This is a genomic window from bacterium, from assembly GCA_022616075.1.
In the GTDB taxonomy this organism is placed as follows: Bacteria; Acidobacteriota; HRBIN11; order JAKEFK01; family JAKEFK01; genus JAKEFK01.
On record JAKEFK010000360.1, the window covers coordinates 21,648 to 48,548 of the forward strand.

Genomic DNA, 26,901 nt, shown 5'->3' on the forward strand with positions numbered 1-26,901 from the left:
AGGCTCAAGCCGGTATTATGGTTTGACCGTTTCAACGTATTCGAGCTTGCCATTTTTTACACGAAGAACGACGGCCGGTTTGACTGCGTTTCGATTGGAATCAATCGTAATGCTGCCGGTCACCCCCGCAAAACCTTTGGTCTGAGCAATGACGTCACGGACTTTGGTGGCTTCCGTTGTTCCAGCAGTTCGTAAGGCGTGGAACAGAATGCGCGCTGCATCGTAGCCAAGCGCCGCAAGGGCATCCGGTACCTGGTTGTAACGTTTCTTGTAGTCGGCCACAAACTTCTGGATCGCCGGGCTTGGATCATCAACTGAATAATGATTTGAATAATAGCAATCGTTGAGCGCTTCACCTCCAATCTCCCACAATTTCGGCGAGTCCCAACCATCTCCTCCCATCAGAGGAATTGTGAATCCGAGCTTTCGTGCCTGCCGCGCGATCAAGCCTGCTTCGGTGTAGTAGCCTGGCACAAAAATCGCTTCCGGATTGGCAGATTGAATAGAAGTCAATTGAGCGCTGAAATCAGTATCCCCTTCGCTATAACTTTGATCCGTAACGATGTTCCCGCCCATTTTTTTGAAATTCTCGACAAAAACATCCGCAAGTCCCACGGAATAATCATTTTTGATATCGCGGAGAATGGCAACGTTCTTCATTTTCAAGGTCTGCGACGCAAATTTGGCCATCACAAAGCCCTGAAATGGATCGATGAAACAGACCCGGAAAATAAAATCTCCAATTTGTGTGACTTTCGGATTCGTCGACGATGGAGTGATCATCGGAATTCGATTACTCTGGCACACGGGAGCAGCGGCAAGACTACGCGATGAGGCAACTTCGCCGAGAACCGCAACGACGCGGTCCTTATTAATCAATTTCGTCACGACCGTTTGCGCCTCTTCAGGTTTTCCCTGATCATCTTCCACGATCACACGAACCTTTTTACCCAGCAATCCACCCGATTGATTCACTTCGTCAATAGCCAGATCGACGCCATTTCGTGTAGAAATTCCAAATGTCGCAGTCGTTCCGGTGAGTGATCCGTATTCACCAATTACTATTTCAGATTCTTGCTTTTTGCAGGAAATCGAAATGAGGACGCAGAAAATGATTAAAAGACACAACATGAATCTTGTCTTCATGATTCCTCTCAGTAAGAAGCAATGAGCAATGAGTAATGAGCAATGAGACCAAATTAGAGGCGGCTTACCGTCTCAACTCATGACTCATTGCTCATTACTCGGAACTTTTGCTTGTCATAGTTAAGTTAAAAAAAAGCCCTTTGTCAAGACGACGACCTTGAACAACTTGAACCCCTTGAACACTTTGAACTCTTAATGATAGAATCATCGGCTTCTTAAATAGGGAGAAAATATGCACACACGTAGACTCGGGATTTTACTGACCTTTTTCGCGGTAGCTATTCTAGCGCCGGCCCACTCATCGGCCAGTGAAGCGGATCTCATTTTGCCAGACCTTGAGGCGGAAACGTTTCAGGGGGTAACCGGATTCAATTTACTGCTAGTCGGTCTGGCAGTTTGTGTCTTTGGAATGCTGTTTGGAATGATTATGTACCGGCAACTGAAGGGTTTACCTGTGCATCGATCCATGAAAGAGATTTCCGAGTTGATCTACGAAACCTGCAAGAGCTATCTGATCACACAGGGTAAATTCATCTTGAAACTGGAGTTATTGATCGGTTTTATTATGTTCGTGTATTTCTACTGGTTGCGACATCTACCTCTCGATCGAGTGATCATCATTCTCGTCTTCAGTCTTGTTGGAATCGCGGGCAGTTACTGTGTCGCATGGTTCGGGATGCGCATCAATACTTTCGCGAATTCGCGGGCAGCATTCGCTTCGCTCGGTGGATGTCCCTATCCAACCTACGACATTCCGTTAAAGGCTGGAATGAGTGTAGGCATGCTTCTGATTTCCGTTGAATTAATCATCATGCTCGGCATTCTTCTGTTCATTCCCGGTGATTACGCTGGTCCCTGTTTCATCGGTTTCGCGATCGGCGAATCCCTCGGAGCCGCTGCTCTGCGAATAGCGGGTGGAATCTTTACAAAGATAGCGGATATCGGCTCCGATCTGATGAAGATTGTTTTCAATATCAAAGAAGATGATGCTAGGAATCCAGGCGTCATCGCGGATTGCGTGGGAGATAACGCAGGAGATTCAGTCGGACCAACTGCAGATGGATTTGAAACCTACGGTGTCACCGGAGTGGCCTTAATCACGTTTATTATCCTGGCAGTCAATGAAGCCACCGCAGGACCGGACTATGCATCCACACAGGCACAGCTTCTTGTCTGGATTTTTGTGATGCGAATTCTGATGATTATCACCAGCGGAGTTTCCTACTGGATTAATCAAATGTGGGCAAAAGCCCGCTACGGGAACTCGGAAGAGTTCAATTTTGAAATTCCCCTTACCTCACTGGTCTGGATCACTTCGTTTATTTCAATGGGAATGACTTTTCTTGCGTCTTATTACTTGATCCCGAACCTTGGTGACGGCACTCTCTGGTGGAAACTTTCCATGATTATTAGTTGTGGCACTCTTGCAGGAGCGTTGATCCCGGAGCTTGTAAAAGTATTTACTTCGACTGAATCGGCTCACGTAAAAGAAATCGTGACCTCCTCCAGAGAGGGCGGCGCATCCCTCAACATTTTGTCAGGGTTTATCGCAGGCAATTTTAGCGCTTACTGGATGGGTATTGCGATCGTCACTTTAATGGGGATTGCTTATTACATTAGCACGATGGGGCTTGCTGTTTTGATGGTGGCTCCTGCGATTTTTTCTTTTGGACTGGTTGCCTTCGGATTTCTAGGAATGGGTCCGGTCACAATCGCAGTCGATTCCTATGGTCCGGTCACGGATAATGCACAATCGGTTTACGAACTTTCGGTGATTGAAACCCAGCCAGGAATTCAAGATGAAATCAAGAAGGATTTTGGCTTCACACCGGCCTTCGAACGTGCGAAGAAGTATCTCGAAGCAAATGACGGAGCAGGAAATACGTTCAAAGCGACCGCCAAACCAGTATTGATCGGGACTGCCGTAGTCGGCGCGACAACCTTAATATTTTCCATCATCGTTATATTGACCAGTGGTTTGACCGAAGGGCTGGATCAGCTTTCACTTCTTCATCCACCATTTTTGCTGGGTCTTGTTACCGGTGGGGCAATGATCTACTGGTTTACTGGAGCCGCAACTCAAGCTGTTGCCACCGGCGCGTACCGTGCTGTCGAATTCATTAAGAAGAACATCAAGCTGGACAACGAAGCTCAGAAAGCATCCGTGGAAGACAGCAAGCGCGTAGTTGAAATTTGTACCCAGTATGCGCAAAAAGGAATGTTCAATATCTTTTTATGTGTCCTTTTTGCAACTCTGGCGTTTGCCTGTCTGGAACCTTTTTTCTTTATCGGTTACCTCATCTCCATCGCTCTTTTTGGACTTTACCAGGCAATCTTTATGGCCAATGCCGGTGGCGCTTGGGACAACGCGAAAAAGGTGGTTGAAGTAGAATTAAATCAAAAAGGAACTCCACTTCATGCCGCCACCGTTGTGGGTGATACTGTTGGCGATCCTTTCAAAGACACTTCCTCCGTAGCGATGAATCCAATCATCAAGTTCACAACTCTTTTTGGGCTACTGGCCGTTGAGCTTGCAATCGAAATGAATCCTGATATTGCCCACATTCTCGCTGGTGTGTTCTTTCTGGTCTCCGTCTTTTTCGTAAGGCGTTCCTTCTACGGAATGCGTATTCAAACCCAGAAATAGTACGTTGCCCGCTCGCCCAACGCTTGTTGTATAATGCAGTGTCGGTCAAGCAATTCTTGATCTCGATAAATTCCGCTACGAGGAGGGGTTACCTTGAAGAAATTCTTACTTGCAATAGTTCTTGGATGTATTCTGTTTGGCTCAGGCACGGCGTATGCCGGTCAAGGTAGAAACAGCGTGGCTGTAGCCGGTGGTTTGGCCTGGCCAGAAAATATCGACGTAACCTGGTACATCACAGCAGGAGCTCGTTTTCACTTTGACGATAACTGGGCAATTGAACCTGATTTTGGCTATTGGAAACAGAATGAAGCTGAAAGAGTGCAGCTGCAGAATGGTGTTCTGATTTACAGTTTGAGAGATATCCATGCCGGCGGAAACGTTCTTTTTATCGGATCCTGGGGTGATATAGGAATGTATGCGGGTGGTGGCGCAGCAGCCCATTGGCGGAAGAGAGAGACGGAACAAGACGTGAATCCTCCCAAAAACAATCCGGATCTTGAAGAAACACGTTTGGGGTTGCAGATTCTGTGGGGTTTAGATATTCCTATTGCTCACTCGGTGGATTTCACAGTGGCCATCCGCGATGATTTCATCTTCCGAGATGACGATCTCGATACGCAGACTGTGTTTAAAGCCTACGGTGGCTTGCGTTTCTACTTCGACTAAAAAGATTCACCGCAGAGAACGCAGAGGACGTAAAGAAAAGAATATTGGAGCTAGTCTCAGCGTTCTCATTCCTCTGCGCTAAAAAGAAAAAGGCCTCACACAGTGCGAGGCCAAAATCAAGAAGTAGTTCGTATCTACGAAGGAACGGTCACCTTGTCTGTGATAATTCCAATCCTGTCTGCTCCGGCATTCCGAATCAAATCCATGGTTTCCATCACAAGCCCGTAGTTCAACTCGTCGTCAGCAGAATAGAAAACTGTTTTGTCGCGCCGGTGTTTAAGAATGTCACTGAGCCTTAGAGGAAGTTGCTTGATATCGACCTGTTCCCGGTTCAGATAGACTTTATCCTTGTTTACCTGTGTTACCACCAGCTGCTCCTTGGAAATAACCTGTGATGTATCCGCCGTAGCCTTTGGCGGAACATTAACGTCGTAACCCATTTGCAGCAGTGGTGTGACGACCATGAAGATGATCAGCAGCACCAAAACGACATCGACAAGCGGTGTAACATTAATATCAGACTGCAGGGAGCCTTTGCCCCCGAGTGCCATTGCCATAGTCTCACCTCAAATTCTAAGACGCTTCGGGAACCCTTTCCGTGATTAAACCGACATTTTCATAACCGGCTTCATTGATCATGTCCATGACTTTCTTGATGTCTTTGTAGCGAAGGCGGCTGTCCCCTTTGATCATGATCTCCTTTCCGGGGCTACGTTGATACATTTCTTTCATCTGCGTCACAAAATCAGTTTTGGGAACCCAGTTCGTATCAATGTAGATTGTGGAATCGGATTTTACCGAGACAATCAATTGATTCTCGTTATCCGGTTTCTTATCCGGGTTGGTTGTTAATGGAAGCATGACGTTCACACCTTTCTGCAGCATGGGTGTAACAACCATAAAGATAATCAACAAAACGAGAACAACGTCAACCAGCGGAGTTACGTTTATATCAGATTTTACTTCTGGTACGTCAACTGACCCGACTTGCATTGACTCCCCCACGCCGCTTGATGAAGTAATCCAGCAGCTCGTTGGAAGAATTGCCCATTTCAATATTGAACCGCTCTATGCGGTTCATGAAATAGTTATACATCCAAACAGCAGGGATGGCCACAAACAGACCAAATGCTGTAGTGACCAGAGCCTCTGCGATCCCGGCGGATACGGCACCGAGACCACCGGATCCTGTCATAGCCATGCCGCGAAATGCATTAATGATTCCGACAACTGTTCCGAACAATCCGATAAAGGGCGCAGTTGTTCCGATCGTAGCCAGACCGCCAAGACCACGCTTGAATTCAGCGGATGTCATCGTGGCTTCGCGTTCGATCGCGCGCTTTGCAGCTTCCACGACATCAAACTCCGCTGCTGCGCCAGGATTTTCTGTTTCGTAGGTAAATTCATACAAGCCTGCTGAAACCACTTTCGCCAGATGGCTCTTTTTGTAGTTTTTGGAAGCGGCAATGACTTCTTTTAGCTTGTTTTGTTTTAAAAGCTGGGTTGCCTGTGTCGCGAATTTGAGAGATTGTTTTTTGGCCGCATTAAAGGTCAAGTATCTCTCAATCATCAGACCAATGGAATAAATGGACATCAGGGCCAGAAGGATGACGACGCTTTTGGCCAGGTAGCCCATAGAGGTCCAAAGGTGTACTATTCCAAATTCCATAACGTTCCTCCTAAACCGATTAACGAAGTGTAAAGTTTACAGTCACGGTAAAGTATACCTTAACAGGACGACCGTTCAATGTTGCCGGCTGGTATTTCCACTGTCTCACTGCATTTACAGCGGCTTGATCCAGAATCGGATGCAAAGCGCGCAAGACTTTTACTTCTTCAACGCTTCCCGTTTTCGTAATGACCGCTTCCAGAATAACGATACCCTGAATGCGTGCCTTACGTGCGATTTCCGGATACGGTGGTTCTACTTTTTTTACTAATACAGGCTGCTTTACTTCAGCCGTAATCCGCATCGGAACTTCTTCGGCACCGGGCGTGCCTCCAATAACTCCGCCAAGAACGCCACCTGTAACACCACCTTCTACTCCGCCTTCCACACCACCTTCCACTCCGCCTTCAACGCCAGTGTCTTCATCCTCAGACATATCTTCGGGTGTCGGTAATTCTTCCGGTATGTCAACCGGTTGAAATTCTTTTGTTGGCTCAACTGGTTTGATTTCCTCTTTTGGCTTCACCTCTTTCTTCTTAGGAGCTGCCGGAGGAGGCGGCGGTGGTGGCGGTGGAGCTGAAAACAGAGTAACCGGGATCGGCGGCGGCTGGACGGCTTCCACAAACCAGTAAGACGCACCGATAATAATGGCTATAGCAACGCCATGTAAAAACATCGAGAGCGGAACGGTTAACCATTTTCGTTTCCCTTCCGTTGTTCCTCTCGATTCAATTAATGTTTTTTCCCACATAGAAAAACCTCCTTTATGAGGGCTGATTTGCCGCCGAGCGCAATGCCACGGCCTTCTGCTGAAATTCCTTCGCTTTCTCAAGCAGCGCGTTATATTCTTCTACCCTATCTTCAGGCACAGTTGCCGGATCTAACGAAATCAATTTCGCTTTTTCCCGTAACAAAAGGTTCATGTAGAGATAGGCGTCCGCATATTTGGAATTGATCCTAATGGCTTTTTCGAGAGCCGCCATACCGGATTTGATAACTCGCTCCCGTTCCTCAGGTGTGATGTCAGCAAACTTGTAGGATTTCTCCCAGCAGATAACCCCAATAATATAATAGGCTTCCGCATTATTTGGTTCAACTTGCGCGCGCCGTTCATACCATTTTAACGCCTCATCAAATTTGCCGGATTGCGCGTAAAGAAAAGCCAGTTTCTGCATGAAAGCGGTATTTGTATTGTCGCGGGCGAGCTGTTCCTCAAAGTATTTGATGGCATCATCCTTCCGGTCCGCATTCAGATACATATTGATCAAATACTCATTTACTTTCGTATCATCAGGATTGCTTTTTTGATATTCTTTGAACGAAGCGATCGCTCTATCCACGTATTCGAGGTCTTTCGGATGGGTAGAGCCGGGAACATAGAGGGCCATGTAGCTTAGGCCCAGATTCAAGTGGACCGTATCCAGGCCCGGATCCTTTTCCAGAGCTGATTTATAGGCCTTAATTGCGTCTTCGTACTTTCTTGCTTTGTAATAATCATTTCCTTTTTTGACTTCCATTTTTGCCTGGAATCGTTTACAGGAAATAAATGTAAGGGATACGAAAAAGACAAGAAAAAGCGATACGATATTTCTTCGATTCATAAGCTCCATCCTTGAAGGCAACTCCCCCTCGCCCTTCTGACCTGTTTGGACTTTTTGAGCCAGAAGCTGGGGAAAAAAGAACTCTTTTGGCCCGGCCGTCCCTGGCGAGGACAATGGAAAACCTGCTGTATATTTATACTCGAGACAGTTCAATTGTCAATATGCCTCTTCAGGAAGATTCATGTATTTTGGACACAGTAAAAGAGGAAAAGTTCCTGTCTGATTTCATTTTTAATTGGTTTGCGTAGATTTCCCGGATTTTCTTCAATATTTCCTGATATTCATAAGAGCGGTAATCGGGATACGTCCAATCCAATGTCTGGATTTTTCTTCTCTCGAAGAGTAATTCTTGCTGCGCAAAAACTCCTTTCCCCAGGTAAATCCGGTGGGCATAGTTCTTGGAGGTGGCAAGAATGAAAGCGGTCAGGCTTAAGTAGCCCGGATCAATATTGAGGACCCTCTTTTCCGTGTCCAGCTGCGAGTATTTTTCTTCGAGAGAGTTTGTCCAAACCTTAATGACCGCCAGGTCTGCCGGATCTACCAGTCGTGAAAAACTGATAAAACGGCGCATCAGAGGTTGCCCCATTTCTTTGAAATAATAGTCCGTGAAGTGAAATTCCAATGGATTCGATTGATAATCAATCTCTCCAAATTCAGTTTCGAAATCAGTTAGAGCCTGTTTGCACCACTTTTCTTCCTTATATAAGAGACCGCAGATGAGCTTTACGGGCAGTGGAACATCGAACTTCTTCATGTTTCGTTTAACGATTTCAGTAACCTGGAAACGGTATCGTAGAGATCTCCGTGCCGGTGGAGTTCAGATATAAGAGCGATCCCGTCGACCCCTGCGGCGAGAAGTTCCGCGAAGTGATCCTGGCGAATGCCACCAATTGCGACCACTGGTTTGGATTTCCCTTTGAGTAAAGGGATGATACCGGGTATTCCCAAAGCCGGATTAGAGCTCCGTTTGGTGTGAGTTTCATAAACCGGACCAACCGCAATATAGTCGATTGGAAGCCGGTTCGCAAGCTCAAACTGTGCCTTATTGTGAGTAGAAAGACCCAGGATTTTTCGGTCTAATAGCGGACGAGCTTGTTCAACAGGAAAATCTTCCTGGCCAAGGTGAACACCCGACGTTTCCGTAATCAGAGCTATATCGACCCAATCGTTCACAAGACAAGAAACTTGATTCTCCTTGCATAGCGAGGCAAGATCAACTACCAGCTCGTAAATCGCGCGTTTTGGTAAATTTTTTGCGCGCAACTGGAGAATTTTAGCCCCAGCCCGGATGATTTTGCGTGCGTCCTGTAAGGGATCTTCGCTGAAATCAGTATCCAGAATCGGATACAAAAATGGAGCACGCGGAAGACCGACAATCATTTTCAACGCAAAGACGCCAAGGCGCAAAGAAAAAATGATTTAATTCTTTGGCGTCTTCGCGTCTTTGCGTTAAAGGACTCGCGAAACACCGGCGGGTTCTGAGAAGAGAGTGGTACGGCGCTCTTTGGCATCATAACGTCGCATGAAATTTGTATCAATGTCGCCACGCACGAAATCTTCATCTTCAAGAACTTTCTTGTGAAGCGAAAGGTTTGTTTTAATCCCTTCCACAATCATCATGTCGAGCGCGCGCTTCATGCGCGATATCGCCGCTTTTCGGTGCGGCGCATGCACAATTACTTTGGCGATCATCGAATCGTAATAGCGAGGAATCACACCTTCAGCATAGGCTGCAGTATCCACTCTGACACCGGGTCCGCCGGGAACGTGAAATGCTGTAATCTTCCCTGGTGAGGGTTGAAACGTGACCGGATCTTCCGCATTGATGCGGCACTCGATTGCATGGCCACGAAATTCAACATCTTCCTGTGAAAAAGGAAGTTCACGTCCCGCAGCAATACGCATTTGGAGGTATAGCAAATCCAAACCGGTTACCATTTCCGTTACAGGATGTTCGACCTGAATGCGAGTATTCATTTCGAGAAAATAGAAATTGCCGGTTGCGTCTACAAGAAACTCGACTGTTCCTGCGTTCACATAATCGACGGCGCGAGCAACTCGAAGAGCCGCATCTCCCATTTGCATTCGCAATTCCTGATTCATTCGTACGGAAGGAGATTCTTCGATCATCTTCTGGTGCCTTCGCTGAACGGAGCATTCACGCTCACCCAAATGCACAAGATTTCCTTGCTCATCAGCCAAGACCTGAAATTCAATATGTCTTGGCCTTTGCATATACTTTTCCAGATACAGCTCAGGGACGCCAAAAGCGCTTGCCGCTTCTCTTTGCGCCATCCGGAATGCAGTGCTCAATTCAGTGGAATTTTCCACAACGCGCATTCCGCGGCCTCCACCGCCGGCTACTGCTTTCAAGATGATCGGAAAACCCAGATCCTCGGCTATCTGCAACGCATGCTCTTCCGATGTGATGACTCCATCCGATCCTGGAATGATCGGGACTCCGGCTTCGTTCGCAATTCTGCGCGCTTCCGCCTTATCGCCCATCAACCGGATCGCGTGTGGACGCGGCCCGATAAACTTGATGTTGCACGTTTCGCAAATCTCTGCAAAATTCGCATTCTCCGAAAGGAAACCATAGCCCGGATGCACGGCGTCCACTCCTGTAATTTCCGCGGCGGAAATGATATTGGGAATATTCAAATAGCTGCCCGTGCTTTCCGGAGGACCGATGCAGATGTCTTCATCCGCAAAGCGAACATGCAGGGAGTTGCGATCCGCTTCGGAATAAACGGCAACGGTGCTGATCCCCAGCTCTTTGCACGCAAGAATGATACGTAATGCGATTTCACCGCGATTCGCTATGAGTACCTTATTAAACATTTTTTTCACCGCAGAGAACGCCGAGACCGCGGAGGATTTTAGAAAATTCTCTTAAGGAACCCTGCGCTCTCTGCGTCCTCTGCGGTAAAAAAATCATACTGGTTTGATGCTGAAGAGGAGCTCTCCGAACTCCACCGGTTGTCCGTTCGATACATGGATTGCGCGAATTTCTCCTTCCACATCGGACTCTATTTCATTCATGATTTTCATTGCTTCCACAATACATAACACCTGATTTTGCCGAACATGGTCCCCCACTTCAACGAAAGCTGAAGATCCGGGACTGGAGGAACGGTAAAAGGTTCCAACAATAGGAGAACGAACTTCGTGAAAGTTTTCCTGTTCTCCGATCGCGACCGGTTCCGGCCGCGCTTCAGGTGATTGTGTAATCACCACCTGTTCTTCACCATTGCCGGCAGAGATACGGACTGGTGTTTCCTCAATGATGTTACCCTGACGGATTCGCAATCGATAATCTGCTTTACGAAATTCAAACTCAGTTACGTTGCTCTCCCGCAATAAGCGGATCAATTCCTTCAATTCTTCAAGATTTAGATCAACGCGTTCATCGGACATTAGACAAATTCCTTTTCCAGCACATATTTCGCTTTCTTTAATTCGAAGCGGGCGCGTCCCATATTTCCATCCGCCGGTAAAACTAATAGTAAGAAATACTGAGAAGTAATGCTCTTTGTTAAAAGAATCATTTTGTCCGACAGAATTAGAATTTCATCGACGCTTCCTGCGTTTACTTCCCCCGTGGACGCAGCTGTGACCTTCACAACCGTTGTAAATTCAGCGGTTACGGCATCCATGTTGAAGGTCTCATCCCGGACGACTTTCTCTACAGGCAGACCGTCCATTCCCATTAAAAAGATACAATGCATATTTTGAAACCGGTCTGCTATCTCCCTGAGCGTTTCTAAAAACATAACCCCCTGCCTAGTCGCGTTCGCGACGGATCGTCGTTAGCCAGTTTTCAAGCGTTGTAATCTTGCGCCTACGCGCTTCATCCCGGCGGGCCAACTCTTCTATAACCGCAGATTCCATTCCTTTTGGTTGCTCAGGCTGAACAACCAGAACCTCTTCTTCCTGATAAACAGGCTCTTCTGCAACTTCAGGACTAAGCTCTTTTAGTCGCTGAAGGATTTGCAAATTTCCGGGATCATTCAGCAGAAGTCTTTGATAGACTTTGACCGCCTTATCAACCAGGCCTTGACTCAAATACAGTTCGGCGAGCGTTTCCGTTGTGAGCTCTTCGGCGTCTTCAATCTCCGCTTCTTCCCCTTCATCGATTGGTTGTGTCCGGTCCGTCTGCGCATCCCTTACCATCACTTCTTCCCGTTCAAATTCGGAATCGTCCATCAGTTCAGATTCCAATTCATCGAACTGATGCTCTTCAACCGTCATGCTGTCACCTGCCAGCAGCAAGCCGGCGAGGCTAGATAGTTCCTCTGATTGATCGATTTCTTCCGATTGTTGCGCTTGAATCTGTGCCTTGTACTCTTCTACAATTTCCGGATGTTCCAAAATCAGTGTGTCTGAAGCCATCTCAGACTCCTCCACACTCTCGAGTTCCTCCACCGACGGTAAAACCGGCTCTTCCTCAGTTGCGGAACTCTTGACTTCCTCTACTGCAGCGACTGCTTCCTGCCTTGTTGCTTCCGCTGTATTTACGGGCACTTCTGTTTTTTCCAGGAATTCGGGGATCCGCATCTGAATTGTTGGCGCGTAGCTTTCCTCATCGGCTATAACCGGTTCTGTGCGCTCCACAGATGGTTTAGTCACTTCCACAAATGGTTTCGGTAGAGGGGGCGGTTCAGGAACTGGTCCCGGTTTCCTAATCTCTGACTCCAGTCTTTTGATTAGAGTAACCACTTCCTCGTCAGACGGATTCAACATCTGCACGATCCGGTACCGCTTTAGCGCCTCTGTAGGATGATCCATAAACATGTAAATGTCACCCAGGAGCTTATTGGCAAGCAGGTTATCGGGAACGGCCTGAATCACTTTCTCCAGTTCTTCCCTTGCCAGCTCGGCTTTGCCAATCTGATGGTAAACCCGACCCAGAGTCACTCTCGCCGACCAATAGCTGGGATGACGAGACAAACCTTCTTTCAATATCCGGAGAGCGTCTTCTAGATTCCCTTCTTTTCGATGCTCCTCGGCTAACTGAAAGAAAATCGTGGAATTGGGAGCTTTGTCCAGTTTTTTTTGAAGTTTTTCTATGGATTTTGTCATTGACGGCATAGGACTATTCGAGGACTGCAAAATCGAAGCATTTTCCGGCCTCGAGCCAGGAAAACACTTCGCCCTTCAGGTAGTTAAAAATTATACTTTGAAAAGCATCCACTAATCAAACGTACGGGGCCACCGCCTCACGGAATCACGAAATCGTCACTGCAGACGGCAGTGTCCCCTTCATCATCTGTAATTGTTAAGATTACAGTATAGGTATCGGCTACATCATAGACGTGGTTGACGATCTGCCCGGTGTCCGTTTCTCCGTCACCAAAGTCCCATTGAAAAGTAACTATTGATTCTCCGTTTTCATCCGTGTCTTCGCTTGCTGAAGCATCAAAAGTCGCTGTTAAAGAACCTGAATTGGTGCGCTCAAAAGCACAGAAAGGCTCTGTACCGACAAACGAAACGTTCACCGTGGCGGTGCAGCTACTGCTAAGCCCCTGATCGTCGGTGACCGTATGACGCACGATGAAGCTTCCTGCCGACGTATAAGTATGAGTGGTGGAGAATCCGGTGGCTGTGTTCGAATCGCCGAAGTCCCAATCCGACTGCTGGATCGTCCCATCCGGATCGGTGCTTGTATCCGCAAACGAAACCTGCTCTCCTACATCCGGATCTGTCGGCGCAACATCAAAGCCACAAACAGGAGGTTCACCTTCTTGCACGGTGATCTCGATCGGAGTGCAAGTGTCGCTTAATCCTCGCGAATCGGTGATCGTGTGCACCACAACAAAAGTGCCTGCTTCATCGTACGAGTGCGTAACCACAAAACCGTTTGCTGAAGCGCCGTCTCCAAAATCCCAAGTGGAGGTGCGTAGTGTGCTGTCTCCTTCGGTGCTGTCATCGACAAAAGAAATTTCCTGGCCAATGGCCGCTGTTGTGGGAGCGACAAATGAGCCGCACTCCGGGCCGGTTTGTGTTCCCAGAGAAATAGTCACCTGCTCTTCCTGATCACCTGCGATCGCAGTAACCGTAGCGTCTTCGTCAGTAGTCAATCGATCCTTCGCAACACCTTGCGCATTGGTGCGCACCGGATCACCCTGGGAAGCCAATGTGCCGGCATCTGTTGAAAAGAAAACCTGTACTCCTGAAACCGGATTCCCCTGGTCATCCCGTACAAACGCATTCAACTGCACTTTGCCACCTTCAGGCGGCAAAGAAGATGGATTCGCTGTGAGTATTAACCGTTCGACGCGCGCTTCGCCGATTACAATATCAGCTGTTGGATCGGAAATGATTTCACCTGAAAACGCTGTAATAATCGCAGTGCCGGACCTCTGCCCGGCGATAAACGTAGCGGTTGCGATTCCGTTTGTGGTTTCCACAGGATTCGGTGTAATGGCTCCCAGGTTGTCGCTTACTGTGAATCGAATCACAGTTCCATCAGGTAGAGGCGCACCACCCTCACGCGTTCCTGTAACCGTAAGGTTTGAAGTTGCACCAAAATTAATGCTGAGCGGTTGCGCTGTAAGATGGATCTCTGCGCCGGTCGGAGCTGTTAAATCAACTTGCTTGCAAACAACAAGCGTTCCTGCAAGCACAAATGGCAAAAACCAAAAACGAAAAATCTTCATAACAACAAAATAGTATACAAAATAAAAGAGGGGGCCAAAAATGGCCCCCTCAGGTTTAGAAAGTACACTTACGGAACGTCAGCAATCGAACCTACACCTTGATTATCAGTGATTGTAACTCCAGCAGACGGGTTGCTGAGAGTTACATTAAACGTTTCCTGAACTTCTGGTGTATCGGTATCCGCACAGGTGTTTACCACGATGTCACCTGTAGTTGATCCTGCAGGAATTGACAACGTACCAGCTTCAGATTCATAGTCATCCGTAGTTCCGTTGCAGACAGCAGCTCCGGTAGCATTACCGCCACCCGTTGCAAAATCAACGTCAGTTTGGACGCTGCGTGCGCTGGACAACGTGACTGTGAATGTAATAGCTACTCCTTCATTAGCAGGAGAGGGAACCCCATTGCTGATAGACATAGTTTCTTCCACATCAAAGTCCACGTTGCTAACGTCTCCACCGCAATCGTTGGTGAAGGTAATCGGACCATCAGTGGCTCCAGCCGGAACAGTGGTTGTAATCACTGTACCTGGCCCGTTTACGGTGAAGCTAGGTTGATCCTGGGTCCCAAAGCTGAGAGCGCCTCCGTTTGCGGCACTTACAAATCCGCTTCCGAAGATCTGGACTGCATCGCCAATGGCTCCGCTATCCGGATCGAATGGATTCGCATCATCGATGTCTGGAGCCTCGGTAACAACCTGCGGTCTGCTACAAACCTGAGTGCTTGCGTCGTCATTCGTGACACGCAGACAGACATCAACAATACCCGCAGTCGGGAACGAAGTGATAGCAATCGGCCCTTGCGTAGAATCAACCGTGTCTGGATTCGGTGGGTTAGTACAATCGAAATCCCATTCAAATGTTAGTACCGTGTCATTCGGATCGGATGCGCTTGCATCGAAAGTCACGTTCTGACCGGTACAGGATGGGTTCGGATCGCTATCGAACGTACAGGTCGGTACTGGTGCTTCACCGACAACAACTGCCTCTGTGCACTGAGTAGCGTTACCTTCCGGATCCGTTACAGTCAGTTCCACAATGAATGAACCTTCAGTTAGGAACTGATGAGTCACAACGGGGCCAGTGTCAGTGCCGCCATCAGCAAAATCCCAGTCAAACGTAAGCACTCCACCTTCAGGATCTGTACTCGCTGATCCATCGAACGATACGACCGTTTCTGTATCAGGATCGCTAGGAGTGAAATCAAACGTACAGGTTGGGAATCCGGTACCAACGCTAACAGTTTGTGTACACACTACTTCGTTGCCGGCGTTGTCTCGGATCGTCAGAGAAACGGTAAATGTGCCTGTGAAGTTGTACGAGTGTGTGACCTTTTCTCCGCTGGCGGTACTGCCATCGCCGAAATTCCATTGGAAGGAAACGATGTTACCATCGGGATCCTCGCTTGTGGAAGCATCGAAGAACACCTGAGTGTCCGTACTCACGGGGTTCGGACTGATGGTGAAATCGCAGGTTGGCTCATCACCCTCGTTTACCTCTACAAGTCTGGTCAAGCTAACGCAGTTCGCATCATCATCGACAACAAACAGCGTTACAGGGAAGCTCCCATTGCTTGTGTATGTATGGCACACAAATACGCCTGAACTCGAACCTCCATCCCCAAATGTCCAGCTGAAGGAAATAATTGTGCCGTTGTCTACAGTACCCTGAGCATCGAAACAGACCTGTTCATCCTCAGCCGGTGATGCTGGAGTAATTGTAAAGCTAATTTCTGGAGCCCCGGGGCCGGCAACGCAATCAAACGGCTTGGTGAGCTCTAAATCCAGTGGGTGCCGGGTAACCACTTCAAATGGATATGCAGGATCGGTCAGAATCGCAGTAATGAAAACTCGAGTGTTTACCGGTTGTTCTGCTGTGGAGGGAGCGGTATAAGTTACCCGGGCGAAGCCGCCGGAATCAGTTACAACAGTGTTGGCGTCAAGAGATCCGATTCCAACTTCTGAGCCTTCAATATTTGTGAGGCGAAGTTTGATTCTGGCATTCGGAACGCCAGCCCCGAGTTGATTCTTCAACTGTATTGTAATGTTCGATCTATCGGGAGTGGCGCTTGGTTTCCGAATAAAAACCGAATCCGGACTTGCTTCGATCGTTATAAACAATCGCGTCCCGCTTGGGCCGGTCAGATCCGGAATATCGACCTCATCCGTACTGCAGCTCGCTATGAACAGAACGGCAATACCGATGAAAGCCAAAGCAATCATTGGAGTCCCTGCTCTTAATTTGCTTTTCATAATTCCCTCCAAACAAACATACGCTTAAAACCGATCTTGCAACAATTCATCGCTATTCATTTTGGAATGTTCACGGTTTCTCATTCACTCTCGGCAAAATTGGCGAAGTGAACTTCCAGTAATCCGACCGCTGTTACGTTTCTACCTGCAATGTCATGACCAAAAAACCGCATCTGGGCGTTGGCCGTCAAGACATCCTCGCCGCCGAAGACAAGTTGAGCAAGAGGAGGCTCGCGCTTTGCAACGTGACGAACAATCAGGATTGACCCTGAAGCAGTAGAATCCACGTTCACCCGAACATTCATGGTTCCGTCAATTCCAAATGGAACATCTACGCCCGGAGTGTTGCGATTATTAGGTCTGACGAAGTCAACTCGAAATTGAGTAACGATGATGTCGTTCATGAAACTTGGATTGAACCCGGCTCCAGGTCCAATCTGTAGATAATGGTTGTCGAAAGTAACTTCAGCATTGTCATTGAAAACAGCGCAGAAGGCAGGATCCTGAATCTCATCATTGGCGTTATCACACGTATCTGAGAGAAGCGGTACACCATCCTCTTCCCCTTCTCCGCCGGGAACGCCTGTAACTTCCGACACAACAAGCAGCGATGCCGACTCCGAACTGTCTTCCACTTCGGTGCAGGCATAGCTAATCAGGGCAACAGCCAAAACCATCAAGAATGCTGGTCTAAAACTAAAGTTTTTCATGTTCATACTCCTTCCTCCTTTCCCTTCTAACGGATGATCCGAGGAGTCAAGAAAATCAGAAGTTCCCGATTGTCTCGTGTCACGTTGGTGTTTTTGAACAACCATCCTAAAAGAGGAATCCGGTGTAAGACCGGAGTTCTTCCCTGCTGATAGGACTCAGACGCCGTGAAAATACCGCCGATTACCGTCGTTCCACCGTCTTCTACAAGTAGAGTTGTGCGGGCGCTCTCCGTATCAATTGCCGGTGTTCCGCCAACACCAATAATCGAAAGATTCGGTCTATTGTTCTCGATTTCTACTTCCATAATCACAGTCCCTTCGGCTGTAATCTGCGGAAGAACACTCATTCGCAAAGACGCCTGAACGTAAGTGGTTGTAATTGTGTTGTTGGCAATCGTTTGAACCGGTATCTGAGTACCCTGGACGATCTCAGCTCTTGTATTGTTTTGCGTTGCCACTTTTGGACTGGAAAGAATACGTCCTTGTCCGGAATTCTCCAGCGCCATCAAAGCCACGTCCAGACGGAATGTGTCCAGAATATTCCCAGCGGAAAGCAAAATCGCTGAATTCGGGGCCTGTGAACTAGGCAAATTCACAGCGTATCCACTAAGCGGATTCCCGGTGATACCGGAGGTGGCACGAATCGCATTGCCGCCGATCAGCATGTTATTGGGAAATTGCAAAGTGGTGTTATTGCCAAAACTTGGATCCACGATGCCACGGAATCCCCATTGAATACCAAATCCTTGAGAGAAGTTTTTGGTGGTTTCTACGATTCGTGTTTCAATGACAACCTGACTTGTTCGGGAATCCAACGTATCGATCAAGCTGATGACCGAATCGATATTTGTGTCGATGTCGGTAATGATCAACGTATTGGTTCTGACATCAACGATGCTGCTGCCCTTTTTGGTCAGTAGCCTTTTAACAATCGCATCCACCTGCTGCGCCTTCGCGTAGCTGAGTGGTACGATCTTGGTAACCAACGGGGCGCTCAAGAATTGTTGTTCTTCAACTCTTCTGCGCTGTTCTTCTTCTGCCTCTATCTTTGAGAGTGGTGCAATCCGGATCACGTTCCCTTCAATCGTATAACCCAATCCCTGGTTCTTCGTAATCAAATCCAAGGCTTGATCCCAGGGGACTTCGGTTAATTTCAAAGTAACGGAACCTCTGACTGAAGGATCAAGGATCACATTTAATCCTGAAATATCTGCAATAAATCGGAAGAGATCCTTGATGTCAATGTCTTTGAAGTCAAAGGAGAATGGCTCACCAGTGTACTGCTTTTGCGCACCGCCTTCCCGGTCCTCCAGACTTCCCATGCCCTGACTACCAGTGGTTTCAGTTGGTGGACGACTCGTGGTCGGAAGTGTTGTGGTTTCCTGTGCAAAGAGACTTGTGTCCGGCTCAAACGAAAAGAATTGTTCGTTCGTGGTTTGCTTTGGCTCGGCCTGAGCAATCTTCGGTTCTTCATATTTAACCGGTACCTGCTCAAGATTTACCGGAACCGGCTCCGCAACAGGTGCTGCAGTTTCAGTTTCACTCTGGCTCGTGCTTCCGTTCGATTTTGCCTGAGGAATATTCGCCTCCCCAAGATGAATCGTCAGTTGCGTTCCTTCCTGACTGATCGTGTAAGGAACCTTTCTGTTCAAATCAATCACGGCCCGAACCACTTTGGGAGCTGTTTGAAATTGAGCAACGCGCACTTTTGTAAGGAGTTCCTGTCCATCCGCCTGCCGGCTGCTTAATCCTGGCCCGACACTGACTGACTTTACGTCGATCACGAGTCGAGCAGGATTGGCCAACTCAAAAACATCGTAATTCATGGAGCCGTCACCGACCAGTACTACGTCGACTTTTTCTGCATTGATCGGGCTAATCTGAACATCATTGATCACTGTGGCTGGACTTGCAGGAACAGCTTCCTTTACAGGAGCCTGCTCTACAGGTTTCGCAACTTCAGTCCGCTCAGCAGCAACCGGAGCGCTCTCGGGCACTTTCTCAACTGAAGCAGCCTGAACCGGTTCTTCTACGGGCTGATCCGCTTTCACCGGTTCTGGAGGAGCGGGAATTGTTGCTACAGAAGTTCCGTCCTCAATGTCGATGTACAGCTTATTTCCGTCTGAAGAAACCTGATGCGGACGAAAAGATGTCAGCTTCACCACAATCCGCGCCCGCTGTCCATCCGCTTGGGGAAAAGTTTGCAACGACACCACTTCGGGTGTGTTAATAAACAACTCCTGCGGAAGATTTCTTAAATCCAGATTGGTTAGCTCAACCTGAACCTCAGAAGCTGTCTGAGACGCAGTTACGTTGTATTGCAACGGCTGAGTCGTTTCCAGAACAATTCGAGTTTTGTTCTTCTGCTCTTCCCAGGAGAGATTCTTCAAGCCCACAAGGTCTTCAGCAGATAACAACGGAGGCGTGAAGAAGGAGAAAAGGAGAAGAAATAAAGGAAAATAGTGACGCTTGCTCATTGTGTCCCCTCCTGAACAGGATTTAGCCTTTTTTCAACTTCTTTAGATCGAAGTCCTGGTGCGGCTGGATTTTCCTCAGTAAAGTCTTGACGAAAGATTACTCTATCCTTTTCAATGGAGATAATCTGTCCGTCGTACAGCTTGTCACCAGCTTTCATAAAACGGGCTTTATTGTCAGCTCCCACAATTATAGCGGTGTAACCTTCTTTACCCTGAGTAATTCCTACGACCTTGGCATCGCCTACAGTCAATGCACCTTTCGGTGTCGAAGGTCCTTTTGCCTTTATGCCGACAAGCAAATCGACGAATGGATCTCTTCGACCTGCCGGGTCATAGGTATAGTTGATATCATACGCTTCAGGCTGATCCGCTTTCTTTTCGTCTTGAACCTGTAAAACAAGGAATGGATCAGCAGTCGTTGTTGCATCCCCTGTAGACGAACTTACCAAGAACAGCGCAACAGCCACGACAAAGAAAAGTTTAGTTTTCATGTTCGAGCTCCTCGTCTCTTGGATGGAGTTGGTGGAGCCGTCTCCTTATAGATAAAAGTGGTTGCGACGCAATCAGCCGTGAGTGTATTTGTGCTTCTAGGGTTGGTATAACTTCGTATTCTGATGTCCCTTACGTTGATGATCCTGTACAACTTTCCGATTCGCTCGAAAAACTTGGCCAGGATGTGGTAGTTACCGGAAAGCGACATGTTAATGGGCCATTCTTCATAGTACTCTTGTGGAGCGTGAGTGCCCGGCCTAAAAGTGGTGATGGTTAAACCAAGTTCCGTTCCCTCTTGCTGGATACGGCTGTAGAGGTCGGCGATCTCCTCTGTTTCAGGAAGGATTTTTTTCAAGGATTCCAATTGATGTTCCAGACGTTTGAGCTCAGCCTCAAATTCAATCGCGCGTGCTTTTGCTGTTTCTCCTCGATTGATTTCCTGAATCAAAGATTCCCGTTCATTGTTTAGTTCAACGATTTTCTTATTCAGTGGTTCAATCAACTGCCAGTGCCCCAGATAGAAAAGCGCTGCACCAATCACAACAAAGAGTGCAGCTTGTCCGTACCAGGGCCAAGACTTAACTGTATCCTGTATTGCCATAGTTTGCTACTGGGCCGGCGCAGCGGCAGTACTCGGAGCCGGCTCCTTTGGTTTAAATGGATTCGTAATAGGCGCTGAAATCTTAAATGAAGTAGAACGATCCTCGGTACCGAGCGGTTGGCTCGTTTCAATCAAGCTACAAGTTCCCACAAATTCCGAAGCATCGAGATTTTTCATGAATGTCGGAATCGCTTGTTCCTGAAGCGTTTTCCCATCGATGCTGAGCAGTTCACCCTGCAACTGGACGCTGGTAAGCCATAGATAATCCGGCATCGCGCGGCTGACTTCATCCATAATGTGCACGGGAATCGTTCGCTGGCTCCGAAGCAATTCTATCGCGTGATTCTTTTTCGCCAACTCCTGCCGGCGCGCATCTAACTCTTCTACTCTTTTTATATAAGGCTCCAGTTCTTTTTTCTGAATTCTTTTCTTGGCAATATCTTCTTCCAGATCCGCCACCTGTTTTTGTTTCGCTAAATAGTAAAAAATAAATGCAGCAATAGAAAGCCCAATAATGACCAATGCAAGTAAAGCTGTTGGAACCCCTCCCGGCGCTGCTGCTTTAACCCGTCTCTCTTTTTCAACCTCGAGAAGGTTAATTTTTATCATTCAGTCTCCAACCCTCCTCAACGCGAGACCCACCGCAACAGTAGCTAATGGAGCAACATCCTGCAGATAATCGGCATCAATGTTCGTCAATCGGATGTTCCGAAATGGATTCAGAACTTCAGTAGGAGCATTAAACTTGCTTTGGAAGTACTGAACAATGCCCGGAGCTTTGGCTGATCCTCCAGAAAGGTAAATGCGGTCGATACGTTCTTCCGTAGAAGTCGCTTTGAAAAAATCAAAGGTTCGTTGCACATCGACTGCCAGATCTTCGGTAACACCCTGAATGATAGAGGTGGCCGAGGCAGGATCGATTCCATCTACGGGAACTCCTTTTTTCAGGTTCTCAGCGTGTTCACGACTAAGATTTAATTCTCTTTGAACGGTTTCCGTGTAAAGGTTGCCGCCCGTAGAAATATCTCTAGTAAATAAGGATATCTCGCCCTGAATGATATTCATATTAATCAGACTTGCTCCGACATTAATCAGAGCGATGACCTCACTCGGGCTGACATCATTCTTATAGTTCAGCTCAAATGCATTCTGAACGGCGAATGCATCCACATCCACAACCATGGGCCGTTTTCCGGCCTGTGTGATAACGTTGGCGTAAAAACCGATCATATCCTTTTTTACCGCCACCAGAACAATGTCCATCATACCCCCTTCGGCTGCGCTTCCACGAAGGGTCTTGTGATCCAGGTTCACCTCGTCGATCGGAAAAGGGATATATTGTTCGGCTTCCCACCGAATGGATTCCGCAAGCTCATCTTCGCTCATCGCGGGCAGGGAGATTTTCTTAATAATGACAGATCCTCCGGAAACGGATGTTGCAATATCTGTTTTCTTTACATTGTTATTTGCGAATAGAGTGTCGATCGCTTCTGCGACAGCAGAAGAATCCATGATCGCCCCTTCCACAATGGCTTCCGGAGGTAAAGGTTGGATTCCAAAAGTGACGAGCTCGTAGCTTTTTCCTTTCTGTCTGAGCTCCACTAATTTGAGGGAGTGAGATCCTATATCCAACCCCACTAAGTCCCGTGAACGTCCAAACAGGCCCACTGTTGCGCTCCTTCTCGGAATCCTTTGGGTACACTAACAAAAACGTTTCTCTTTGTCAAGGCAATGCAATTTTTTGGTTGAAAAATGAAAAGGTGAACTCCTGAAAATGCCCTCTAGAAGCAGATTTCGGCGGAGCTACTATAAGGATAGTTCACTGTGCATTCAACGAAGATCATAGTACTACTATATTATTAAATGAACCTGTAGTACTACTCTGTTATTTCCGGTTTTGTGTGAGCTTGTTTTCCGCGAGCGTTTGGATGTACCTCTGAACCCCTGTTGCCAGACCTTCGGCGATCGATTGTCTGTAGGAATCCTCGCTCAAAAGCCGGAATTCTTGATGATTGCTGAGAAACGAAATTTCCGCGAGGATCGAAGGCATTTGGGCACCGATCAAAACATAAAAAGGGGCCTGTTTTACCCCGAGACTCGGGATGGCATAGTCCTTTTTGAGATAAGAAACCAGATGACTCTGGACGAGGCTGGCAAAATCCCGGGATTCTTCGATTTTGGAATTCATGGCAATGGCGATGGTTAGTTTTTGCAATTCGGCCATGTTTTTCTCGGCGATAGCGTTTTCTCGAGCTGCCACCTCCATGGCTTCTGGTGTCGTGGCAAAGTTTAGATAGTACGTCTCGATGCCTCGAGCCCGTTTGTTCCGGCTCGAATTCACATGAACAGAAACGAATAGATCGGCGGCATTACTATTTGCGAAGGCAGTTCTCTCTTCCAATGCGACAAAACGGTCATTATCCCGCGTCATCAAGACTTCAAAGTCGTATTTTGACTGAAGAAGCATTTTGAGTCTTCGAGAGACGTCCAGGGTGATGTCCTTTTCGCGAATTCCAGCCGACATCGCCCCCGGGTCATGTCCACCATGTCCCGGATCCAGTATGATTCTCCTGACTTTCAGCCCCAGTTGTCGGGCCAGTGAGTATTTCCCATTCCCGTTCTTTTCAGGAGGCTCAACTGTGGTTTCCGGCATGACAGAGACCACGGGCGGAGGCGCAGCTACAGACTTTTTGCCTTGAACATCGATAACGATACGGTAAGGATGATAAAGCGAAAAAATTTCGTACGTCTCAATGCTTTTTAAGTCGAGCACCACTCTGGCCTTGCGATAGGTATTCTGTCCGACACGAATCTGTTTCAAGAAACCGTCATCGACCTGGAAGTTTTGCTCCAGCAAGGATTTCATGGCGACTGTGTTATCAAAATCAAGATAGAGCCGGTCAGGATTGGAAAGACGATCCCTTTTAAAAGAAATCTCTTTATCGAAATCGATAACAATTCGTGTGTAATCGGTGCCTGTGTAGTGCCGCAGGCTTTGCAACGTGGCCGGCTGCGTGGGTGTGGCGGGCGGCTTTTTGGAAATTGCCGCCGCAGCTTTAGGATTCCTGGATTTTAGTTTTTTCAGCAACGTTTCTGCATCGTTTTCCCGTTTCAGTTCATCGCGGTAAATGCGGATCGCCTCGAGCATCGCTTCTTCGATAAGGGAGCTGGAAGAATACTGTTCAATTAGAAATTGATAAGTAGCGGTGGCGCGATGGTAATAGAACGAATCCTGAAACTGTTCGGCCATTTGAGAATAAAGCGTGGCCACATGAAAAAGCGCGTTGTCGCAATACCCGGAAGAAGGATACATGTAATAAACATTTCGAAAAGCAGTGATCGTTTTTTTCCAGACTGCGGCATTAGCGCGGGATTTGGAGGTTTTCTTCAAGTCCGCTTCGAGCCGAACGGCCGTATCATAGAGAGTCTTGGCACTGTCCTTTTTGGTTTTCGCCAGAGCCGGGGCAAGGGGAAGGATTAGAATCAGGAGAAACACTGAACAGACTGAAAGTCTGACCTGCCTCATCATCTCCATCTTCTTCAGCGACACTGTCGCTGCAATTCACACCCAAATGTTGATTTATGATACTTTGAGCATAGTGCTATGTCAATAGTAGCGCGGGCGTCTCGCCTGCGTTATTCGCAGCCGGGACGGCCGCGCTACTTTGTTAAAACGCCTTTAACACTTTAGACTCTTACTTTCGGGGGTGGGCCTTTTGGTAGGTCTTCAATAGTTGGTCGATGTTCAAATGGGCGTACTTTTGGGTGGTGGATAGACTGCTGTGGCCAAGTAGTTCTTGAATAAAGCGAAGGTCAGCGCCAGAGGTCAGCAGATGCGTAGCGAAACTATGCCTGAGAGTATGAGGAGAGACTTTTTTGTAAATTGCCGCTTGACGAACGCGGGCGCGAAGAATCTGACGGATCCGCGTTTCTGAAAGCCGTTTTCCTTTCAAATTCATAAACAGATATCCCGGGTCCCCGGTCTGAATGAATTCGGACCTGATTTTCAGGTAATTCCCAAGCGCAACAGAAGCTTTTTCACCAAAAAGCACCAGTCGCTCCTTTTTGCCCTTTCCTAAAACAGAAATGCAGCGTCCGGCATGGTCGATGTTTCTCAGCTTTAAATGGGAAAGTTCCCCGACCCGTAATCCCGTCGCGTACAGCATTTCCCACATCGCATGATCCCTTTTCCCAACATCAGTATCTGATTCAGGTTCGTCCAGGAGAAGGCTCAGCTCATGCGGTTGCAATACCTCAACCAGTTTTTTGGGAAGTTTGGGAGCCGGAACAAGAGCTGCGAAATTTTGGCTCAAATAATTTTGCCGGCACAAAAACCGGAAGAAAGTGCGCACTGCGGCAATTTTCCGGCCGATCGTGCTCTTCCCCAAACCCTTCCGGTGGAGATCATTCACGAAACCACGGACCGTAAGAAGATCAAACGCCGGGAGGCTCCCGGGGTTCTGAAAAATATCCTGGCCTAGAAACTCATTCAGGAAAGTGCAAAACTGGTTGAGATCATTCCGGTAGGATATCAGCGTGTTTTCAGAAAATCGCTTTTCCAGTTCCAGATAATTCCAGAATTCGTCCAGATATTTCTGCACGATTCTTATAATACTACAAAAGTAGCGCGGACGTCCCGTCTGCGCAGCGCCATAGGCGGGACGCCTGTGCTACTTTGTTTACAAATTCGTTGATGGCACGCAGTGCATTTTCCACCAGCAGCTCTTTCTTGCGTCGTTTGTCTTTCAATGCTTGAATTTCAGGGGATCGGAGCAAGCCAAAAGTAATGTTCATTGGCTGGAAATGTTTGGCATCCGCATGAGATATGTAAAACGCAAGGGCTCCGATTGCAGTATGAGGTGGAGGGACCCGCGCAGGAAGATTTAACGCAAGAAAAGCAGCATTGAGGCCGGCGAGCAAACCGGAGGCTGCCGAATCAACATAGCCTTCCACTCCTGAGAGCTGACCGGCAAAGAACAACGAGGGACGCGTCTTAGTTTGATAGGTTTCCCTCAATACGGCGGGAGCATTCAGGTACGTGTTGCGGTGAATCCATCCATATCGTAAAAACTCTGCATTTTGCAGTCCGGGAATCATCCGGAGCACACGCGCCTGTTCTGAGAAACGCATACTTGTCTGAAAACCGACGATGTTGTAATGTGACGCGGCGAGATTGTCCTGTCGAAGTTGCACCACGGCGTAAGGGCGTTTTCCCGATCTAGGATCGGTCAATCCTACCGGCTTCATGGCGCCAAAACGAAGTGTGTCCGGTCCTCTTCTTGCCAGTTCTTCGATCGGCAGACAGCCTTCAAAAAAGAGCGCCTTTTCAAAGTCTTTGAACGGATGAGTTTCCGCCGTCAGAAGCGCCCGATGGAATCGATCGTATTCCTCACGATTCATCGGACAGTTCAAATAATCCCCTTGCCCTTTATCGTAGCGCGAAGCCGCAAACACGATGGAACGATCGATTGTATCCACATCCACAATTGGAGAAATTGCATCGTAATAATAAAGGTAGGGAGAATTTGTGAATTCGCGGATCGATTCAGCAAGCGAATCGGAAGTTAATGGACCGGTCGCAACTATATTGATTCCATCGGGCGGGATCTTTTCAATTTCTTCCCTGATGATTTCGACATGTGGAAGAGCCTTCAATGCTTTCAGGATATGATTGGAAAAAGCTCCACGGTCCACCGCTAAAGACATGCCCGCCGGCACTGCGCTGGTGTCGGCAGCTCGAATAATAAGCGAGTTGAGGATTCGCATCTCCTGCTTCAGCAAACCGGGAGCGTGCAACAGATCATTCGACTTCAGTGAATTGCTGCAGACCAGTTCGGCAAGATGGTCGCTTACGTGAGCTGGGGTGGAACGAACGGGACGCATTTCATAAAGCTCAACCGGCAATCCGAATTGAGCGATCTGCCAGGCGGCTTCCGATCCGGCAAGACCACCGCCAATAACCCGAATCTTCATAAATGAAA

General features: G+C 47.8%; 25 protein-coding genes. 2 read left to right on the forward strand and 23 right to left on the reverse strand.

Going from position 1 to position 26,901, the window contains the following annotated elements; translation table 11 throughout:
- Positions 1–15: 15 nt before the first annotated feature.
- The gene (locus L0156_27485) at positions 16–1,146 is read right to left on the reverse strand and encodes an ABC transporter substrate-binding protein (GenBank protein ID MCI0606745.1); all 1,131 of its coding nucleotides are present in this window, start codon (positions 1,144–1,146) and stop codon (positions 16–18) included.
- 232 nt (positions 1,147–1,378) lie between these two features.
- On the opposite strand from L0156_27485, the gene L0156_27490 reads away from it, so the two are divergent.
- A complete protein-coding gene (locus tag L0156_27490; protein ID MCI0606746.1) occupies positions 1,379–3,793 on the forward strand; it encodes a sodium-translocating pyrophosphatase in 2,415 nt (804 codons plus the stop codon).
- 93 nt (positions 3,794–3,886) lie between these two features.
- Positions 3,887–4,459 carry an outer membrane beta-barrel protein gene (locus tag L0156_27495; protein MCI0606747.1) on the forward strand — a complete coding sequence of 191 codons (573 nt, stop codon included), beginning with the start codon at positions 3,887–3,889 and terminating at the stop codon, positions 4,457–4,459.
- Positions 4,460–4,593: 134 nt separating this feature from the next.
- Here the strand turns inward: L0156_27495 and L0156_27500 are convergent, their stop codons facing one another.
- The 22 genes from L0156_27500 to trmFO all read right to left on the reverse strand — a co-directional run bounded on the left by L0156_27500 (position 4,594) and on the right by trmFO (position 26,893).
- On the reverse strand, positions 4,594–5,016 hold the full coding sequence (locus tag L0156_27500; GenBank protein ID MCI0606748.1) for a biopolymer transporter ExbD: 423 nt from the start codon (positions 5,014–5,016) through the stop codon (positions 4,594–4,596).
- 16 nt (positions 5,017–5,032) lie between these two features.
- Positions 5,033–5,452, reverse strand: coding sequence for a biopolymer transporter ExbD (locus L0156_27505; GenBank protein MCI0606749.1), 420 nt, complete (start codon positions 5,450–5,452; stop codon positions 5,033–5,035).
- Positions 5,433–6,128 (reverse strand): MotA/TolQ/ExbB proton channel family protein, encoded by a 696-nt coding sequence (locus L0156_27510; GenBank protein MCI0606750.1) that lies wholly within the window; start codon positions 6,126–6,128, stop codon positions 5,433–5,435. The genes L0156_27505 and L0156_27510 overlap by 20 nt, the downstream gene beginning before the upstream one ends.
- A 19-nt stretch (positions 6,129–6,147) precedes the next feature.
- Positions 6,148–6,879, reverse strand: a complete 732-nt coding sequence (locus L0156_27515; protein ID MCI0606751.1) for an energy transducer TonB — start codon at positions 6,877–6,879, stop codon at positions 6,148–6,150.
- A gap of 13 nt (positions 6,880–6,892) precedes the next feature.
- Entirely contained in the window at positions 6,893–7,729 is an 837-nt protein-coding gene (locus L0156_27520; GenBank protein MCI0606752.1) for a tetratricopeptide repeat protein, read from the reverse strand.
- A gap of 169 nt (positions 7,730–7,898) precedes the next feature.
- A complete protein-coding gene (locus tag L0156_27525) occupies positions 7,899–8,483 on the reverse strand; it encodes a DUF4416 family protein (protein ID MCI0606753.1) in 585 nt (194 codons plus the stop codon).
- Positions 8,480–9,109, reverse strand: coding sequence for a thiamine phosphate synthase (gene thiE, locus L0156_27530; GenBank protein ID MCI0606754.1), 630 nt, complete (start codon positions 9,107–9,109; stop codon positions 8,480–8,482). The genes L0156_27525 and thiE overlap by 4 nt, the downstream gene beginning before the upstream one ends.
- A gap of 69 nt (positions 9,110–9,178) precedes the next feature.
- Complete coding sequence (accC, locus tag L0156_27535) at positions 9,179–10,570, reverse strand: acetyl-CoA carboxylase biotin carboxylase subunit (protein ID MCI0606755.1); 1,392 nt, start codon at positions 10,568–10,570, stop codon at positions 9,179–9,181.
- Positions 10,571–10,663: 93 nt separating this feature from the next.
- Complete coding sequence (gene accB, locus L0156_27540; protein MCI0606756.1) at positions 10,664–11,146, reverse strand: acetyl-CoA carboxylase biotin carboxyl carrier protein; 483 nt, start codon at positions 11,144–11,146, stop codon at positions 10,664–10,666.
- Positions 11,146–11,502 (reverse strand): hypothetical protein, encoded by a 357-nt coding sequence (locus L0156_27545; protein MCI0606757.1) that lies wholly within the window; start codon positions 11,500–11,502, stop codon positions 11,146–11,148. The genes accB and L0156_27545 overlap by 1 nt, the downstream gene beginning before the upstream one ends.
- A 10-nt stretch (positions 11,503–11,512) precedes the next feature.
- Positions 11,513–12,811: a tetratricopeptide repeat protein gene (locus tag L0156_27550; protein MCI0606758.1), complete on the reverse strand. Its 1,299-nt coding sequence runs from the start codon at positions 12,809–12,811 to the stop codon at positions 11,513–11,515.
- Between the two features lie 137 nt (positions 12,812–12,948).
- Positions 12,949–14,388, reverse strand: a complete 1,440-nt coding sequence (locus L0156_27555) for a PKD domain-containing protein (GenBank protein ID MCI0606759.1) — start codon at positions 14,386–14,388, stop codon at positions 12,949–12,951.
- 68 nt (positions 14,389–14,456) lie between these two features.
- Positions 14,457–16,640 carry a PKD domain-containing protein gene (locus L0156_27560; protein ID MCI0606760.1) on the reverse strand — a complete coding sequence of 728 codons (2,184 nt, stop codon included), beginning with the start codon at positions 16,638–16,640 and terminating at the stop codon, positions 14,457–14,459.
- Positions 16,641–16,720: 80 nt separating this feature from the next.
- Complete coding sequence (locus L0156_27565) at positions 16,721–17,350, reverse strand: hypothetical protein (GenBank protein MCI0606761.1); 630 nt, start codon at positions 17,348–17,350, stop codon at positions 16,721–16,723.
- 26 nt (positions 17,351–17,376) lie between these two features.
- A complete protein-coding gene (gene pilQ / locus L0156_27570; protein MCI0606762.1) occupies positions 17,377–19,827 on the reverse strand; it encodes a type IV pilus secretin PilQ in 2,451 nt (816 codons plus the stop codon).
- Positions 19,824–20,318, reverse strand: coding sequence for a hypothetical protein (locus tag L0156_27575; protein ID MCI0606763.1), 495 nt, complete (start codon positions 20,316–20,318; stop codon positions 19,824–19,826). The genes pilQ and L0156_27575 overlap by 4 nt, the downstream gene beginning before the upstream one ends.
- Entirely contained in the window at positions 20,315–20,920 is a 606-nt protein-coding gene (locus tag L0156_27580; protein ID MCI0606764.1) for a type 4a pilus biogenesis protein PilO, read from the reverse strand. The genes L0156_27575 and L0156_27580 overlap by 4 nt, the downstream gene beginning before the upstream one ends.
- Before the next feature lie 6 nt (positions 20,921–20,926).
- On the reverse strand, positions 20,927–21,529 hold the full coding sequence (locus L0156_27585; GenBank protein ID MCI0606765.1) for a PilN domain-containing protein: 603 nt from the start codon (positions 21,527–21,529) through the stop codon (positions 20,927–20,929).
- Positions 21,530–22,588, reverse strand: a complete 1,059-nt coding sequence (locus L0156_27590) for a pilus assembly protein PilM (GenBank protein MCI0606766.1) — start codon at positions 22,586–22,588, stop codon at positions 21,530–21,532.
- Positions 22,589–22,805: 217 nt separating this feature from the next.
- A complete protein-coding gene (locus L0156_27595; protein ID MCI0606767.1) occupies positions 22,806–24,470 on the reverse strand; it encodes an N-acetylmuramoyl-L-alanine amidase in 1,665 nt (554 codons plus the stop codon).
- Between the two features lie 145 nt (positions 24,471–24,615).
- Positions 24,616–25,521, reverse strand: a complete 906-nt coding sequence (locus L0156_27600; protein ID MCI0606768.1) for a tyrosine recombinase XerC — start codon at positions 25,519–25,521, stop codon at positions 24,616–24,618.
- Positions 25,522–25,534: 13 nt separating this feature from the next.
- Positions 25,535–26,893 carry a methylenetetrahydrofolate--tRNA-(uracil(54)-C(5))-methyltransferase (FADH(2)-oxidizing) TrmFO gene (trmFO, locus tag L0156_27605; protein MCI0606769.1) on the reverse strand — a complete coding sequence of 453 codons (1,359 nt, stop codon included), beginning with the start codon at positions 26,891–26,893 and terminating at the stop codon, positions 25,535–25,537.
- Positions 26,894–26,901: the final 8 nt, after the last annotated feature.

Coding starts and splice junctions, on each gene's coding strand:
- L0156_27485 (MCI0606745.1), bottom strand. CDS start 1,146: ATGAAGACAAGATTCATGTTGTGTCTTTTAATCATTTTCTGCGTCCTC.
- L0156_27490 (MCI0606746.1), top strand. CDS start 1,379: ATGCACACACGTAGACTCGGGATTTTACTGACCTTTTTCGCGGTAGCT.
- L0156_27500 (MCI0606748.1), bottom strand. CDS start 5,016: ATGGCAATGGCACTCGGGGGCAAAGGCTCCCTGCAGTCTGATATTAAT.
- L0156_27505 (MCI0606749.1), bottom strand. CDS start 5,452: ATGCAAGTCGGGTCAGTTGACGTACCAGAAGTAAAATCTGATATAAAC.
- L0156_27510 (MCI0606750.1), bottom strand. CDS start 6,128: ATGGAATTTGGAATAGTACACCTTTGGACCTCTATGGGCTACCTGGCC.
- L0156_27515 (MCI0606751.1), bottom strand. CDS start 6,879: ATGTGGGAAAAAACATTAATTGAATCGAGAGGAACAACGGAAGGGAAA.
- L0156_27520 (MCI0606752.1), bottom strand. CDS start 7,729: ATGAATCGAAGAAATATCGTATCGCTTTTTCTTGTCTTTTTCGTATCC.
- L0156_27525 (MCI0606753.1), bottom strand. CDS start 8,483: ATGAAGAAGTTCGATGTTCCACTGCCCGTAAAGCTCATCTGCGGTCTC.
- thiE (MCI0606754.1), bottom strand. CDS start 9,109: ATGATTGTCGGTCTTCCGCGTGCTCCATTTTTGTATCCGATTCTGGAT.
- accC (MCI0606755.1), bottom strand. CDS start 10,570: ATGTTTAATAAGGTACTCATAGCGAATCGCGGTGAAATCGCATTACGT.
- accB (MCI0606756.1), bottom strand. CDS start 11,146: ATGTCCGATGAACGCGTTGATCTAAATCTTGAAGAATTGAAGGAATTG.
- L0156_27545 (MCI0606757.1), bottom strand. CDS start 11,502: ATGTTTTTAGAAACGCTCAGGGAGATAGCAGACCGGTTTCAAAATATG.
- L0156_27550 (MCI0606758.1), bottom strand. CDS start 12,811: ATGACAAAATCCATAGAAAAACTTCAAAAAAAACTGGACAAAGCTCCC.
- L0156_27555 (MCI0606759.1), bottom strand. CDS start 14,388: ATGAAGATTTTTCGTTTTTGGTTTTTGCCATTTGTGCTTGCAGGAACG.
- L0156_27560 (MCI0606760.1), bottom strand. CDS start 16,640: ATGAAAAGCAAATTAAGAGCAGGGACTCCAATGATTGCTTTGGCTTTC.
- L0156_27565 (MCI0606761.1), bottom strand. CDS start 17,350: ATGAAAAACTTTAGTTTTAGACCAGCATTCTTGATGGTTTTGGCTGTT.
- pilQ (MCI0606762.1), bottom strand. CDS start 19,827: ATGAGCAAGCGTCACTATTTTCCTTTATTTCTTCTCCTTTTCTCCTTC.
- L0156_27575 (MCI0606763.1), bottom strand. CDS start 20,318: ATGAAAACTAAACTTTTCTTTGTCGTGGCTGTTGCGCTGTTCTTGGTA.
- L0156_27580 (MCI0606764.1), bottom strand. CDS start 20,920: ATGGCAATACAGGATACAGTTAAGTCTTGGCCCTGGTACGGACAAGCT.
- L0156_27585 (MCI0606765.1), bottom strand. CDS start 21,529: ATGATAAAAATTAACCTTCTCGAGGTTGAAAAAGAGAGACGGGTTAAA.
- trmFO (MCI0606769.1), bottom strand. CDS start 26,893: ATGAAGATTCGGGTTATTGGCGGTGGTCTTGCCGGATCGGAAGCCGCC.